Raw genomic sequence first — 14068 nt, 5'->3', positions numbered from 1 at the left:
AGCTGATCCCAATGAGCCGAGCCACGCCGCCGAAAACCCTTTCCGAGTTGCGCGAGCCGCCCGAGGCGCCGCTGCTGCCCGTTCCCGGCCTGGACTACGGCGTCCTCGACGACCTGCTCGGCTACGCGCTGCGGCGCGCCCAGAATGCGCTCTACCTGGACTTCTACCGGGCGACCGCGGAGCTCGACGTCAGCCCGCAGCGTTTCGCCGCCCTGGTCCTCGTCGGACGCAATCCCGGCATGCGGCAGGGACTGCTCGCGCAGGCGATGGGCCTGCACCGCAGCGGCGCGCTGCGTCTGACGGATTGGCTCACCGGCCGCGGCTGGGTGGAGCGGCGTGACGACGCCGAGGACGCGCGTCGCTGGGGCCTGTTCCTGACGCCGGCCGGCAAGCGTCAGCTCACGGTGCTGGAGCGCCGCGTCCGCGCGCACGACGAGCGCCTGATGAGCCGGCTCGGCGATCGCGCCGCGCGCCTGAAGGCGGACCTGGAGCGCCTGGCGGAGATCGCCACGACGGACGACAACGACCGATAGCGTCGACGGCCGACGACGACAGATGGCGGGGACAGATGGCCGCGACGGATGCCGAAGACAGAGAACGACGACAGACAACAACGACGGAGACAAGCGATGAACGACCTCGATCGGAAGCTCACCCGGCGTGACGCCGGCCTGCTGCTCGGCGCTGCGATGGCCGGACTCGCCGGACCGCTGCGCGCGCAGACCGCGGCGATGCCGCGCATCCTCGTCGGCTTCCCCGCCGGCGGCTCGGTGGACGTCAGTGCGCGGCGCCTCGCCGAAGCGTGGCGCGGACGCCTCGCGGAGAACGTCCTGGTCGAGCAGCGCGTCGGCGCCGGCGGCCGGCTCGCGGTGACCGCGCTGCGCGACGCGCCGCCCGACGGGGGCACGATGCTGGTCAGTCCGTCGTCGATGTTCACGATCTATCCGCACGTCTACCGCAAGCTGGCCTACAAGCCGGAGACCGACGCGATCGCGGTCTCCCCGATGGCCAACGCGACCTGCGGCTTCGGCGTCGGGCCGATGGTGCCGGCGACGGTGAAGACGATGGGCGATTTCGCCGCCTGGGCCAAGGCGCATCCGGACCAGTCGTCCTACGCCTCGCCCGCGGCCGGGGCGATGCCGCATTTCCTCGGCGACCAGTTCAAGCGCGCCGCCGGCATCACGCTGACGCACGTGCCGTACCGCGGCGCCGCGCCCGGCCTGCAGGACCTGATGGGCGGGCAGATCGCGTCGGGCTGCTTCCTCCTGGGCGACCTGCTGCCCTACGTCGCGGGCGGGCGGGTGCGCATCCTCGGTGTCACCGATCACGAGCGCTCGCGCTTCGCGCCGGAGGTGCCCACCTTCGGCGAGCAGGGCTTCAAGGGCATCATCGGCGTGGAGACCTACGGCCTCTTCCTGCCGCCGAAGACGCCGGCCGCGATCGTCGACAAGGTCTTCGACCTGGTCCGCGTCGCGCTGCGCGAGAAGCAGGTCGTCGAGGGCCTGGCCAAGCTCGGCTGCGAACCGCTGGCGATGCAGCCGGCGGACTACGCGCGCCGGCTCGCGGCCGAACGCACGCAGTGGGGACCGATCGTGGCGGCGTCGGGGTTCTCGTCGGACGATTGAGCGAGCCGCCGCCACGCGAAGAGCGCCAGCGGGATCGCCAGCAGGGACAGCGCGAGCGACAGGCCGCCCGCCGCGCTCCACCCCCAGCGCTCGACGACCGTGCCCATCAGCGGCGGCCCGAGCAGCGCGCCCGAAGCGCCGAACTGCGTGAGGCGACCGCTGGCGAGCGACAGGCGCTCCGGCGTGCGCGCGGCCAGCGGCAGCAGCGCGAAGACCAGGCTCGGGAACACGCCCGAGGCCGCGTTGATGCCGATGGCGAGCATCGCTTGCCACGAGGCATCGCCCCCGTCCCGCATCACGCCGAGATAGAGCAGCCCTGACGCGCCCAGCGACGCCGCCATGCCGACGGCGATCGCGCGCGACAGCGCGCCGTGTCGTCGCAGCAGCCACGCGCCGAGGGCGCTGGCGGGCACATTGGCCAGCGCGGCCGCGGCGGTCCAGGTGCCGGCCGCGCTCAAGGGCATGCCGCCCTGCGTGAGCAGGCTGGGCAGCAGTGCGAGCAGGCCCACCTCCGCGATCGCGTATGCGCCGAAGGCGGCGACCAGCGCCCAGAGCAGCGCGCCGGTCGGCCCCGGCGGATGCCGCGATTCGATGGCGTGCGGGTCGTCGTCCACACGGATCGATCGCAGCCCGAGCCACAGCAGCACGCCGCCCGCGACGCTGAGCGCCTGCGCGGGCCGCCAGCCGGCCCAGCCCGCCGCGTGCGCATACGCCCACGCGCCGATCGCCATGCCCACCGGGAGGAAGGTGCTCCACAGCGCCATCGCGGCGGCCTGGCGCCGACCCTCCGCCGCGCGGGCGATCAGCACGGGCGCGGCGACGACGATCGCGAGGTAGCCCAGGCTTTCGACCAGCCGCGCCAGCGCGAGCAGGGCCACGCCCTGGGCGAATCCCGCCGCGGCCGCGCCGACCGCGAGCGCCAGTACCGCCGCGGCCAGCGCGCGCTTCAGCCCGATGCGCGGGAGCCAACGACCCGCGACGCCGCCGAGCGTGGCGCCGCAGACCTCCAGCAGCGAGGTCAACGCGGCCATCGCCGCCAGCCCGAGCTGGAGCTCGCGGGCGATCGGCGGCGACAGGGCCGCCAGCTTGCCCAATTGCGCCGCGGCGAACACGCCGCAGAGGTAGTACAGCAGAATCCTCACTTCGATCCCTCGTTTCCGTTCATCCTGAACTTCGACTTCGACTTCGACTTCGACTTCGATCCCTCGTCCTGACTCCTGCCCGCCGCCGCTCCATGAACGACTCGCCGCTGCTCTCCTGCGATGCCCGCCAGCTCGGCCGCAGCCTGCGCCTGTGGCGCACGTTGCGCCGTCTGAAGCAGGGGAGCGTGGCGGCCGAACTGGGCGTGTCGCAGACGACGGTGTCGCGTTGGGAATCGGGACTGGCCGCGCCCTCGCTCGACGAGCAGCAGACCCTGCGCCGGCTGATGGCCGCGCGACTGGACAGCGCCGCCGACTTCGAGCTGGGTCGCCTGGTCGAGCGCGCACCCGGCGCGGTGCACCTGATCTGCGATCTCAGCCATCGTCTGCTGGCGATGTCGCGCGGACGCGAGCGCCATTGCCGTCTGCCACGCTCCGAATTGATCGGACGCGCGCTGTGGTGCTACGCGACGCCGGAGATCGTCGCGCAGGAAGCGCGGCTCGACGCGCTCGGCTGGTACGAGCCGGCGCCCGGCGCGGTCGAGTTCGACACCGGCGCCTCGGTGGAGCAGGACATGCCGATCGTCCCGAGCCGGATGCGCTGGGTGCGCTTCCAGCTGTCGGACGGGAGCTTCGTGCGGCTGACCGAGACGATCTCGGAAGGCGGTCATGCCGCGAGGCTACGGACCGCCTCGCCCGCCGTCCACGAATAAAAGATTCAGCGCGGCCGCAGCCGCAGCCGCAATGACGTCGCCGGACGCAGCGTGATGTTGAGCACCGGCGAAGGCGGCGGTCCATCGGGCACCGGCGCGAGCCGGTGCCGTTGCAGCACCATCGCCGCGATCAGCGTGATCTCCATCAGCGCGAAGTGACTGCCGAGGCACACCCGCGGTCCCGCGCCGAACGGCATCCAGGCGCCGCGCGGGATCTCGCGATGCCCGGACGCGGGATCGAAGCGCTCCGGGCGGAAGGCATCCGGTTCGTCGAACCAGCGGGCATCGCGCTGGATCACGCCCGGCGTCAGCCGCAGCATCGCGCCGCGCGGGAGCCGTAGGCCGGCGATCTCCAGCTCGCCGGTCAGCTGGCGCGTGAACAGCGCCGGCGCCGGCGGGTAGAGGCGCAGCGTCTCCTTGATGCACAGGCTCAGCCATGGCAGCTGCGTCAGGTCCGCCGCCGTCGGCGGCCGGCCGTCGAGCACGGCGTCGACCTCGTCGGCCGCACGCTGCTGTGCCGCCGGATGCGCGGCCATGCACCAGCCCCACCAGGTGAGTGCGGCCGCGCTGGTCTCGTGGCCGGCCAGGAAGGTCGTCATGCATTCGTCGCGCAGCGCCGTGTCGTCCAGCGCCGCGCCATCGGCGTCGCGCAGCGACATCAGCATCGCGAGCAGGTCGTCGGGCGACGGCTCGCCGCGTGAGGCGCAATCGCGGCGTGCGGCGAGATGGCCGCCGATCAGCGTGTCCAGCGCGCGCAACGCGCGGCGCTTGCCGCGCTTCCACGGCGCCCACAGCGGCGCGCTGGCCGGCACGTACATCTCGCCCATCGCGACCTTGCCGAGCTCGTGCACCGCCCAGGACGCCTCGGCGACGACCGCTTCGCCGTCGCCGGTCGAGAACAGCGTGCGCAGGATCACGTCCATCGTCAGCAGTGTCATGAGCTGCTCGAAGTCGATGTCGACGACACCGGCGCGATCGACGCCACCGATGCGGCGCGCCGTTCCCGAGCCGCTCGCCGCCTTGCCGGGAAGGCGGTCCAGCGCGCGATGGGCGGCGTCCACCATCAAGGGCAGAAAGCCCTGCACACGCTGCGGCGCAAAGCCCGGCTGCAGCAGCTTGCGCTGCCGCTGCCAGGCCGGTCCTTCGGCGACGAGCACGCTCTGGCCGTGCGCGTCGGCGAAGACCTGCGTCGCGCGTTCCCAGCGGATCATCCCGTCGTGGCCGGCGATCAGCAGTTCGCGGACCTGGTCGGGATGGAAGAAGTTGAAGTCGTCCAGGCCGAGCAGCCGCTGGTGGACGACGTCGCCGTAGCGCTCGTGCAGCCGCCGCATGTGGCCCAGATAGTCGCGGCGCATGGACAGGACTTCGGGCAGACCGGCCCAGCGCGGACGCGGACCTGGCACGGTGTCGGGGATCGCAAGGACGTGGCTCATGAGGTCGCATCGTCTCCGTGTCTTGCCGAGACGTCTTGAATCGAAGCGACATCGTCCGGGCTCGTACTTCCCCCGCCGCGGGCCCTCACCCCCACCCTCTCCCGCAAGCGGGAGAGGGAGTAAGAAGGGCGCCTAGACTGCGACGCATGGACGCTCCCCTGCATCCCGGCACCGTCGCCCGCTTGCACATCCCGCCTCGCGCGCTGGAGGGCTGCCTCTACGCCTGTCTCTGGCGAGACCTGTCAGCGGCGTCCGCGCAAGGCGAGACCTTGACCGACGCGCAATGCCAGAGCTGGTTTCCCGCGACGCCGCTGTGCGGCCTCAGCTGGACCTTGAGCGGGCGCGTACGCGAACTGGACGTCGGGATGCAGGATGCCGGCGATGGCGATGGCGATGGCGATGGCGATGGCGATGGTGACGCAGAGCCATGGCTTCCCGCCAGCGTCATCGGTGGTCCGCGTGGCGGCCCCAAGCGCTTCCAGGCGACGCCCGACTGCCGGGCGTTCATGGTCGCGATCCGGCCGGAGGCGCTGCGGGCCATGACGGGCATCGATCTCGCGCTGCTCAAGGACCGCATGCTGCCTTTGTCGTTCATCGACGATCCGGCGTGGCGCGCGCTCGACGCCGCGATGCTGAGCTGCCGCGACGAGCAGGAGGCCCGCCGCACGCTGGAGGACTTCCTCCTGCCGCGTTGGCGCGCCGTGCGCGACGAGGTGCTGTCGGAGGATCCACCCCCGCGCGGTTACGCCGGCTGGATGCAACACCTGGCGCTGCGCGCGATCGCGGCGGGTCATGGTCGCAGCGTCCGGCAGGCCGAACGTCGCATCAAGCAATGGAGCGGCCAGAGTCTGCGCGCGCTGCGTGTCGTCAGCCGCGCCGAGGCCGCCTTCCAGCAGGTGCGCAAGCTCGACGAGGACGAGGGTGCCGTGATCTGGAGCGCGCTGGCGCAAGACCACGGTTATGCCGACCAGGCGCACCTGTGCCGCGAGACCCGCCGGCTCAGCGGCTTCAGCCCCGAGGAGCTGCGCCGCCGCGTCGCGCAGGACGAAGCGTTCTGGGCCTATCGCGTCTGGGTCTGAGCCAGACCGCCACCGCCGCATTCCTCCCTCTCCCGCGTGCGGGAGAGCACAGGGGTGAGGGCCAGCGGCGGTGGCAGTGCTGAGGCCGTGTCGCGCCATCGAGGACAATCGCTGCCATGGCTGTCCTTTCCCTCTCCAACGCCCACCTCGCTTTCGGCCACGTGCCGCTGCTCGACGGCGCGAATTTCTCCCTCGAAACCGGCGACCGCGTCGGCCTGATCGGTCGCAACGGGACCGGCAAGTCCTCGATGCTGAAGGTCCTCGCGGGCATCGAAAAGCTCGACGACGGGCTGCTGCAGCTCGAAAAGGGCCTGACCAGCGTCTACGTGCCGCAGGAGCCCGAGCTGCGCCCCGAGGCCACGATCTTCGACGTCGTCAGCGAAGGCGTCGCCGAAGCGAAGGCGCTGCGCGAACGCTACGAGGCGCATGACGAGAACGACGACCTCGGCTGGGTGCAGGAGCGCATCGAGCAGATCGGCGCCTGGAACTGGGAGCAGCGCGTCGACGAGACGCTGCACCGCCTGGACCTGGACGGCGGACGCAAGATCGGCGAACTCTCCGGCGGGCTGAAGAAGCGCGTCGCGCTGGCCCGCGCGCTGGTCGCGCAGCCCGACGTGCTGCTGCTCGACGAACCGACCAACCACCTGGACCTCGACGCGATCCGCTGGCTCGAAGAGCTGCTGAACGGCTTCAAGGGCTCGCTGCTGCTGATCACCCACGATCGCGCCTTCCTGGACAACGTCGCCAACCGCATCGTCGAGCTCGACCGCGGCCAGCTGCGCGGTTATCCCGGCAACTTCGCCGCGTTCCAGGCGGCCAAGGCCTACGAGCTGGAAAACGAGGCGCTCGCCAACGCCCGCTTCGACAAGATGCTGGCGCAGGAAGAGGTCTGGATCCGCAAGGGCGTCGAGGCGCGCCGCACGCGCAGCGTGGCCCGCGTCCAGCGACTGCACCGAGATGCGCAACGAACGCCAGGCCCGCCGCGACGTGCAGGGCAAGGTGCGGCTGGACGTGGCCACCGGCGACTCGAGCGGCAAGATCGTGGCGGAGCTGGAGAACGTCTCCAAGCGCTTCGGCGATCGCGTGATCGTCGACGGCTTCACCGGCACGATCCTGCGCGGCGACAAGGTCGGCCTGATCGGCCCGAACGGCGCCGGCAAGACGACGCTGCTGAAGATGATCCTCGGCGAGCTGCCGCCCGACAGCGGCGCGGTGCGCCTGGGCACGAAGATGTCGGTCGCCTACTTCGACCAGATGCGCGACGCGCTCAACCTCAACGCGACGCTGGCCGACACGATCAGCCCGGGCAGCGAGTGGATCGAGATCGGCAACCAGCGCAAGCACGTCAAGAGCTACCTGAGCGACTTCCTGTTCTCGCCGGCACGGGCGGAATCGCCGGTGTCCAGCCTGTCCGGCGGCGAACGCAACCGGCTGCTGCTGGCGCGCCTGTTCGCCCGGCCTGCCAACGTGCTGGTGCTGGACGAACCGACCAACGACCTGGACATCGAGACGCTGGAGCTGCTCGAGGAACTGCTGGCCGAGTACGACGGCACCGTGTTCCTGGTCAGCCATGACCGTCGCTTCCTGGACAACGTCGTGACCTCGACCATCGTCAGCGAAGGCGGCGGCAAGTGGCGCGAGTACGAAGGCGACATCGAGGACTGGCTGCAGCAGTCGCAGCGCGCCGCCGAGATCAAGGCGCGCCAGGCCCCGGCCGCCGCGCCGACCCCGGCCCCTGCACCGGCGCCCGCACCGGCTCCGGTCGTCGCCACGAAGCGCAAGCTCAGCTACAAGGAACAGCGCGAGCTGGACGAGATCCCCAAGCAGATCGGTGCGCTCGAGACCGAGCAGAAGCACCTGCAGGCGCTGCTCAACAGCACCGAGCTGTACCAGCAGGGCGCCGGCCGGATCACCGAGGTGACCAACCGCGCCGCGGAGATCGACGACGAACTGTTGACGCTGATGACGCGTTGGGAAGAGCTTGATGCCAAGTGAAGGACGCTCGCCGAACGTCTGAACCGCTTGGGGCGATGTCGCACTGATCCCCCCTTTGCCAAGGGGATCGCGATGTTCAAGACCGTGGCTGCGGCGGACGCCGCGCAAGCAATTCACCCGCAGCCCTGCGCGGCCGAGGACGGGCCGCTCGCCGGTGACAGCAGGGACGTGCACGGCGGCCGGCAGATCGCCGGTGGCCGCTGCAACCAACGCGTGGAGCACCAAGGCGGCGCGCTGTTCGTCAAGGACGCGTACTTGTCGGCACCGATCGTTGCGGACGACTTCGGCGTCAAGCTGGAGCGATCGACGCTGAACGTGCCAGGGCATCCAGGACCGGTACTGGCATCTGAACGCGGCGGGGTTCTTCTCGATTCGGTCACCGTGGTCGGCGACATCGTCTGCGGCGGGACACTTGGCTTCTCGGCCTGCAACACCTCCGTGAAAGGCGACATCCACACGACGCAGTTCTGCCCGGAGAAGAACGTGCACATCGAAGGACGAGTCCGCGTCGCCGCCGCGTCGACCCTTGTCGGGTCCGGATGTCATGTCGATGCGATGGAACTGAGCCCTGCGGCCAGTTATCCGGACTTCCCACCCAATCTCTGTCTGTTGCCGGGAGCGTCGGTCGGGCGTGTCGAATGTCCCATCCCGGGGACGCGGATCCTGTTGGGGCGCAACGCTTCGATCCGGGAGGTGGTGGGTGGGACGAACGTGAAGGTCTCGCGCTCGGACTCGCTCCAGGGTGAGGATGACGGAAGCTGCCCGATCATGTCGGCCTGGAGTTTTCGGCAGGCGCCCGATGGGCTTGCCTCCCGAACCACCGAAGTGAGCCACCGCAGTGCCGGGATGCACGAGCAACTGCTCGTGCCGATGCAGCGCTGGCGTGCGGCTCTGGGCGCATCGCCTGCCAGAACTTCGGATCCGGGGAGGTCGCGAGGCGGATGCGCCTCAGTCATGCCGCCACGCCGGCGGCGCGGACGCTCAGCAGCGGACGACGAGTTCGCCCAGGCCCTCATAGCGCGCGGTGACCGTCGCGCCTTTCGCGAGCTTCGTCGCAACGCGCCACGAACCCGTCGTGACGACGCTGCCCGCCGGCACCGTCAGCCCGCCGCGCGTCGCGGTCTGAAGCCAACCGGCGACGACCCAGGCCGGGTCGTTGAGGCCGTGACCACCGATGCCGCCCATCGGGGGCTGGCCTTCGACGATCAGTTCGCAGGGCTGGTTCGCCCAGTCGTGGCCCGGCTTCCACGCCTGCCACGGACCCAGCGCCAGCGCGCCGTGCGTCTGTGCGTCGGCCAGGCGCAAGGTGTTGTCCGCCGCCAGGCCGCGCTGCCAGCGCGAGCCCAGCCATTCCACGGCGACGCACATCGCGTCGATCAGGTGCTCGGCCTGACCGGGCACCAGCGCCGCGGCCATCTCCGGGGTCACGTCTTGACCGAGGCGCAGCGCGATCTCCGCTTCGGCGCCGACCAGCGTCAGGTCGCCGAAGTCACCGCCGTTGCGCAGGCCGCGTACTTCGCGCGCGCGCAGCGGCGGCAGCGGCGAACTGCCCAGCGCCCCTTCGCGCGACGAGCCGCCGCACTTCCAGAACTGCACCCGGCCCGGCGGCAGCCAGTCGAGCCGCCTGGCGAGCTCGGCCTGCGCCGCGTAGGCCGCGGCCTCGTCGGGCAGCGACCACGCGGTGTCGTCGAGCAGGGTGTCGGCGGTCCAGGCCTCGGCGAGCGCGGCACCGAGGTCGGCGGGGGAGGAGGAGCTAGGGATCGTCATGAGCGCGGATCTTAGGCGCCGTCGCTAGGATGGGCGCGACAACAACGTACACACGCCGTCCGCGCGATGCGGGACGCGCCCAGGGAGGTTCCCCGATGATGATCCGCTCCTTGCACGCGGGTGGCGCCGCGGTGCTCGCATGGGCCGCGCTGCTCGGTGCCTGCGCCCCGCAGCCGCTCAACCCGTTCGGCCGTCCCTACGACACCGACAACGTGCTGAAGCCCGGCGCGATCGGTGGCTGCAAGGGGCCGCACGATGTCGCGCCCTACCTCGAGTTCGGCAGCGACACGATGTACCCGGCGACCCACCTGATGAACGGCAACGACGCGAATGTCGTCGTGATGTTCAAGGTCGACGCGCAGGGCCGCGTGGAGCCGTTGACCCTGGCCGAGGGGCCGACCGAACCTTCATCACCCACGTTCACGTGGCGATGAAGGACTGGCGCGTCCCGACCCGCCACGCTGCGCGGCGAGCCGGTCGCCGTGATCTGCACGCGGCGGCAGGGCTACCGGCTGATCGGTCCCTGGGCGCCGGTGCGCGACGAGGGCGATCGCCAGTGATTCCGCGACTCAGCGCCTGAGCGCCTCCCGCGCCCGCTCCAGCGCCTGCCAGAACTTCGGATCCTGAGAGGTCGCGAAGTTGATGCGCATCAGCGTGCCCGGCGTGCGCGTCGGGCTGAACAGGATGCCGGGTGCGATCAGCCAGCCCTGGTCCATCAGCGCGGGCGCCAGGCGCTCGGTGTCGGCGCCCACGTCGACCCAGCCGAACAGACCGGCCGGCGTCGCGGCGAAGCGGCAGCCGGCGTCCTCGGCCAGCCGCACGCAGCGTTGACGCGCGGACACCAGTCGCGCCGCGATCCGTTCCGCGTGCTTGCGCAGCAGGCCCTGCTCCAGGCACAACGCGACCGCGCGGTCCATCAGCGGGCTGGTCGTCAGCGAGGCCAGGAGCTTCAGGTCGGTCAGCCGCGCCATGCGTTCCGGGCTCGCCGCCACGAAGCCGACGCGCCACGCCGGCGACAGCATCTTCGAGAAGCCCGAGACGTAGATCGTGCGCCGCAGCTGGTCGAGCGCGGCCAGCCGCGGTGCGTGGTTGGGCGCGAACAGCGCGTAGGTGTCGTCCTCGACGATCAGCAGGTCGTGCGCGTGCGCCAGCTGCAGCACCTGGTGCGCATGCGCCAGGTCCAGCGTCGCGCCGGTCGGGTTGTGCAGCACCGACACCGTCACGTACATGCGCGGCCGGTGTTCCTCGATCAGCCGCCGCATCACCGCCATGTCCGGCCCGTGCGCGCCGCGCGGCACCGGCAGCAGCCGCATGCCGGCCTGGGACAGACGCGCGTATTCGATCGCCCAGCCCGGGTCGTCCACCAGCACGGCGTCGCCCGGCTCCAGGAAGGCGCGTGTGATCAGGTCCAGTCCGTGCGTCGCGCCGACGGTGCTCATGATCTGGTCCGGTGCGGCCTGGACGGCGATGTCCAGCAGCCGCCGCGACAGCGCGCGCCGCAGACGCTCGTCGCCGAGCGGCTCGCCGTAGCCGGACAGCAGCGCGTCGTCCGCGTTCGCCGCGAGCCGGCGCAGCGTCGATTGCAGCAGCCCCAGGTCCAGCCATTCCGCCGGCAAGGTGCCCAGGCCCGGCGAGCGCCGCGCATCCGCCTGGAACATGCCGCGGATCAGTGCGCTGGCGTCCACCGGGGGCGGCAGTGGCGCGGGGGCGACGTCGTGGGCGACCGTCGCCCGGGGCGGCGGCGTCCGGGTTTCGCGAACGAAAAACCCACGCTTCTTGCGCGCCTCCAGCAGGCCCTGCGCGAGCAGCTGGTCGTAGGCCGCCACGACCGTGTACGGACTGACCCCGTGGTGCCGCGCCGCAATCCCGCACCGACGGCAGCCGCGCCCCCGGCAGCAGCAGACGCTGCTGGATCCGCGCCGCGAAGCGCTGCGCCAGCTGCTGCGCGAGCGGCTGGCTGGCGTTGCGGGAGAGGGCGACCGGAGCGACATTCGCGCTGTTGGGCGCGCTCATGCCGGCGTTGGCTGTGCTGGTGTCCATGCCGATACAGATCATGCGGTGGTATGGCGCAGTGTATTGGTCCTGTGCTGGTCGACCCCTTAGACTGGTCCGCTCAACCGGAGACAACCCCCATGAACCGCAGTCCCTGGACGCAGGCCCGCCGCGCGGCGCGCATGAACCCGTCCATCATCCGAGAGATCCTGAAGGTCACCGAGAAGCCGGGCATCCTGTCCATGGCTGGCGGCCTGCCCAGCGCGGACACGTTCCCGGTGGAAGCCATCAAGACCGCCTGCGACCGCGTGCTGACGCACAACGCCAAGGAGGCGCTGCAGTACGCCGCCAGCGAGGGCTTCGCGCCGCTGCGCGAATGGGTGGCGGCCAAGGTCGCGACGCTGGGGATCCAGGCCTCGCCGGACCAGGTGCTGATCACCAGCGGCTCCCAGCAGGGCCTGGACCTGGTCGGCAAGCTGCTGTGCGACGCGGGCGCGCCGGTCGCGGTCGAGACGCCCACCTACCTCGGCGCGCTGCAGGCCTTCACGCCGTACGAGCCGATCTTCGCCAGCCTTGCCAGCGATGACGAAGGCCCGCTGCCCTCGGCCATCGAGGCCCTGCCGCACGACGCGCCGGGCACGCGCTTCGCGTATCTGCTGCCGAACTACCAGAACCCGACCGGCCGCGTGATGAGCGCCGAGCGCCGCCAGGCCGTGGTCGCCGCCGCCCGCAAGGCCGGCGTGCCCATCGTCGAGGACAACCCCTACGGCGACCTGTGGTTCGACCAGGCGCCGCCGGCCTCGCTGAGCTCGCTGTGGCCCGAGGGCAGCATCTACCTGGGCTCGTTCTCCAAGGTGCTCACGCCGGGCTTCCGCCTGGGCTACATCGTCGCCCCGACCGAGCTCTACCCGAAGCTGCTGCAGGCCAAGCAGGCCGCCGACCTGCACACGCCGGGCTTCAACCAGCGCGTCGTGCACGAGGTCATCAAGGGCGGCTTCCTGGACGAGCACGTGCCCAAGATCCGCGCCCGCTACAAGGCCAACCGCGACGCGATGGCCAAGGCGCTGGCGGAATCGCTGCCGCCCGGCTGCGAATGGCAGACCCCGGAAGGCGGCATGTTCTTCTGGATCCGCCTGCCCGAGGGCTTGGACGCGATGGCGCTGCTGCCGCGCGCGGTCGACGCCGGCATCGCCTACGTGCCGGGCGCCGCGTTCTACGCGCACCAGCCGGACACGCGCACGCTGCGCCTGTCGTTCGTGACGCTGACGCCGGACCTGATCGCCGAAGGCGTCGACAAGCTCGGTCGCGTGCTGCACGAGGCGCTCGCGCTGACGACCGCCGAAACGGCGCCCTGATCGACGAGCCGTCACCGACCCCGCCCGGGGGTCGGGGCTTGTCCCCTGTTCCCGTCACCCGTCACCGCCCCGTCACTGCCTCGTCAGGCGGTACGGATCGACTCGCCCTGTTTTTCCGAGGTTCCGCATGTCCGAACTCCGCCGCTTCGTTCAAGTCGATGTCTTCACCGCCGAGGCGTTGAAGGGCAACCCGCTGGCCGTCGTCATCGACGGCGCGGGCCTGGACGAGGCCACGATGGCGAAGTTCGCCGAGTGGACGAATCTCTCCGAAACGACCTTCCTGCTCCCGCCCACGCATCCCGAGGCCGACTACCGCGTCCGCATCTTCACGCCGGGCGGCGAACTGCCTTTCGCGGGGCATCCGACGCTGGGCTCCTGTCACGCGTGGCTGTCCAGCGGCGGGGATCCCAAGCGGCCCGGCGAGGTGGTGCAGGAATGCGCCATCGGTCTGGTGCGCATCCGCCGCGACGGCACGCGGCTGGCGTTCGCCGCGCCGCCGCTGCGGCGCGAAGGACCGGTCGAGCCGGCGCTGCGCGAACAGGTGGCGCGCGCGCTGCGCGTCGCCGACGCGGACCTGCTGGACGTCGTCTGGGTGAACAACGGCCCCGACTGGATGGCGGCACGGCTGGCCTCGGCCGAGGCGGTCCTCGCCCTCGAACCGGACTACGTGTCCATGGGGCGACTCAAGCTGGGCGTTGTTGGCGCTTATCCTGCGGGCTCGCCGCTGCAGTTCGAGGTGAGGGCCTTCGTGCCCGGCCTCGGTCCTGCCGAAGACCCGGTGACGGGCAGCTTGAACGCGGGTCTGGCACTATGGCTGCAAGGCGCCGGTCTGGCGCCCGATCGCTATGTGGCCGCCCAGGGCGCCGCCCTCGGGCGTGCCGGCCGGGTGCATGTGGCGAAAGAGGGCGGACATTGCTGGATTGGCGGCGATGTCACGCCGTTGATCCACGGTCAGGTGAGGTTGTAAAGC

10 protein-coding genes and 2 pseudogenes are annotated in these 14068 nt (G+C 71.1%); 8 read left to right on the top strand and 4 right to left on the bottom strand.

Annotated features, from left to right (window positions below; genetic code table 11):
- Nucleotides 1–11: 11 nt before the first annotated feature.
- Entirely contained in the window at nucleotides 12–533 is a 522-nt protein-coding gene (locus ACFJIX_RS05680; protein ID WP_377158359.1) for a MarR family winged helix-turn-helix transcriptional regulator, read from the top strand.
- A gap of 96 nt (nucleotides 534–629) precedes the next feature.
- Nucleotides 630–1625 (top strand): Bug family tripartite tricarboxylate transporter substrate binding protein, encoded by a 996-nt coding sequence (locus ACFJIX_RS05675; protein ID WP_377158358.1) that lies wholly within the window; start codon nucleotides 630–632, stop codon nucleotides 1623–1625.
- Here the strand turns inward: ACFJIX_RS05675 and ACFJIX_RS05670 are convergent.
- On the bottom strand, nucleotides 1547–2767 hold the full coding sequence (locus tag ACFJIX_RS05670) for an MFS transporter (protein WP_377158357.1): 1221 nt from the start codon (nucleotides 2765–2767) through the stop codon (nucleotides 1547–1549). The two genes, ACFJIX_RS05675 and ACFJIX_RS05670, sit on opposite strands and share 79 nt — an antisense overlap.
- Nucleotides 2768–2859: 92 nt before the next feature.
- On the opposite strand from ACFJIX_RS05670, the gene ACFJIX_RS05665 reads away from it, so the two are divergent.
- Nucleotides 2860–3477, top strand: coding sequence for a helix-turn-helix domain-containing protein (locus ACFJIX_RS05665; protein ID WP_377158356.1), 618 nt, complete (start codon nucleotides 2860–2862; stop codon nucleotides 3475–3477).
- Nucleotides 3478–3482: 5 nt separating this feature from the next.
- On the opposite strand, the gene ACFJIX_RS05660 is transcribed toward ACFJIX_RS05665, so the two are convergent.
- On the bottom strand, nucleotides 3483–4910 hold the full coding sequence (locus ACFJIX_RS05660; RefSeq protein WP_377158355.1) for a cytochrome P450: 1428 nt from the start codon (nucleotides 4908–4910) through the stop codon (nucleotides 3483–3485).
- A 146-nt stretch (nucleotides 4911–5056) separates the two neighbouring features.
- Here ACFJIX_RS05660 and ACFJIX_RS05655 point away from each other — a divergent pair, with 146 nt between their 5' ends.
- Nucleotides 5057–5989 (top strand): helix-turn-helix domain-containing protein, encoded by a 933-nt coding sequence (locus ACFJIX_RS05655; protein WP_377158354.1) that lies wholly within the window; start codon nucleotides 5057–5059, stop codon nucleotides 5987–5989.
- Nucleotides 5990–6105: 116 nt separating this feature from the next.
- Nucleotides 6106–7984 (top strand): annotated as a pseudogene (locus ACFJIX_RS05650) (ATP-binding cassette domain-containing protein).
- A 981-nt stretch (nucleotides 7985–8965) separates the two neighbouring features.
- Here the strand turns inward: ACFJIX_RS05650 and ACFJIX_RS05645 are convergent.
- Nucleotides 8966–9751: a fumarylacetoacetate hydrolase family protein gene (locus ACFJIX_RS05645; protein ID WP_377158353.1), complete on the bottom strand. Its 786-nt coding sequence runs from the start codon at nucleotides 9749–9751 to the stop codon at nucleotides 8966–8968.
- 95 nt (nucleotides 9752–9846) lie between these two features.
- Here ACFJIX_RS05645 and ACFJIX_RS05640 point away from each other — a divergent pair, with 95 nt between their 5' ends.
- A complete protein-coding gene (locus ACFJIX_RS05640) occupies nucleotides 9847–10185 on the top strand; it encodes a hypothetical protein (RefSeq protein ID WP_377158352.1) in 339 nt (112 codons plus the stop codon).
- Between the two features lie 135 nt (nucleotides 10186–10320).
- On the opposite strand, the pseudogene ACFJIX_RS05635 reads toward ACFJIX_RS05640, so the two are convergent.
- Nucleotides 10321–11764 (bottom strand): annotated as a pseudogene (locus tag ACFJIX_RS05635) (PLP-dependent aminotransferase family protein).
- Between the two features lie 119 nt (nucleotides 11765–11883).
- On the opposite strand from ACFJIX_RS05635, the gene ACFJIX_RS05630 reads away from it, so the two are divergent.
- Nucleotides 11884–13098, top strand: a complete 1215-nt coding sequence (locus ACFJIX_RS05630; RefSeq protein ID WP_377158350.1) for a PLP-dependent aminotransferase family protein — start codon at nucleotides 11884–11886, stop codon at nucleotides 13096–13098.
- A 127-nt stretch (nucleotides 13099–13225) separates the two neighbouring features.
- Nucleotides 13226–14065, top strand: coding sequence for a PhzF family phenazine biosynthesis protein (locus ACFJIX_RS05625; RefSeq protein WP_377158348.1), 840 nt, complete (start codon nucleotides 13226–13228; stop codon nucleotides 14063–14065).
- Nucleotides 14066–14068 lie beyond the last annotated feature (3 nt).

This window comes from Roseateles sp. UC29_93, assembly GCF_042695725.1.
Taxonomy (GTDB): Bacteria; Pseudomonadota; Gammaproteobacteria; order Burkholderiales; family Burkholderiaceae_C; genus Roseateles; species Roseateles noduli_A.
This window is presented reverse-complemented; position numbering and strand designations above follow the sequence as displayed.

Excerpts from the sequence above, each read along its gene's own strand:
- ACFJIX_RS05680 (WP_377158359.1), top strand. The coding sequence starts at position 12 with ATGAGCCGAGCCACGCCGCCGAAAACCCTTTCCGAGTTGCGCGAGCCG.
- ACFJIX_RS05675 (WP_377158358.1), top strand. The coding sequence starts at position 630 with ATGAACGACCTCGATCGGAAGCTCACCCGGCGTGACGCCGGCCTGCTG.
- ACFJIX_RS05665 (WP_377158356.1), top strand. The coding sequence starts at position 2,860 with ATGAACGACTCGCCGCTGCTCTCCTGCGATGCCCGCCAGCTCGGCCGC.
- ACFJIX_RS05660 (WP_377158355.1), bottom strand. The coding sequence starts at position 4,910 with ATGAGCCACGTCCTTGCGATCCCCGACACCGTGCCAGGTCCGCGTCCG.
- ACFJIX_RS05655 (WP_377158354.1), top strand. The coding sequence starts at position 5,057 with ATGGACGCTCCCCTGCATCCCGGCACCGTCGCCCGCTTGCACATCCCG.
- ACFJIX_RS05645 (WP_377158353.1), bottom strand. The coding sequence starts at position 9,751 with ATGACGATCCCTAGCTCCTCCTCCCCCGCCGACCTCGGTGCCGCGCTC.
- ACFJIX_RS05640 (WP_377158352.1), top strand. The coding sequence starts at position 9,847 with ATGATGATCCGCTCCTTGCACGCGGGTGGCGCCGCGGTGCTCGCATGG.
- ACFJIX_RS05630 (WP_377158350.1), top strand. The coding sequence starts at position 11,884 with ATGAACCGCAGTCCCTGGACGCAGGCCCGCCGCGCGGCGCGCATGAAC.
- ACFJIX_RS05625 (WP_377158348.1), top strand. The coding sequence starts at position 13,226 with ATGTCCGAACTCCGCCGCTTCGTTCAAGTCGATGTCTTCACCGCCGAG.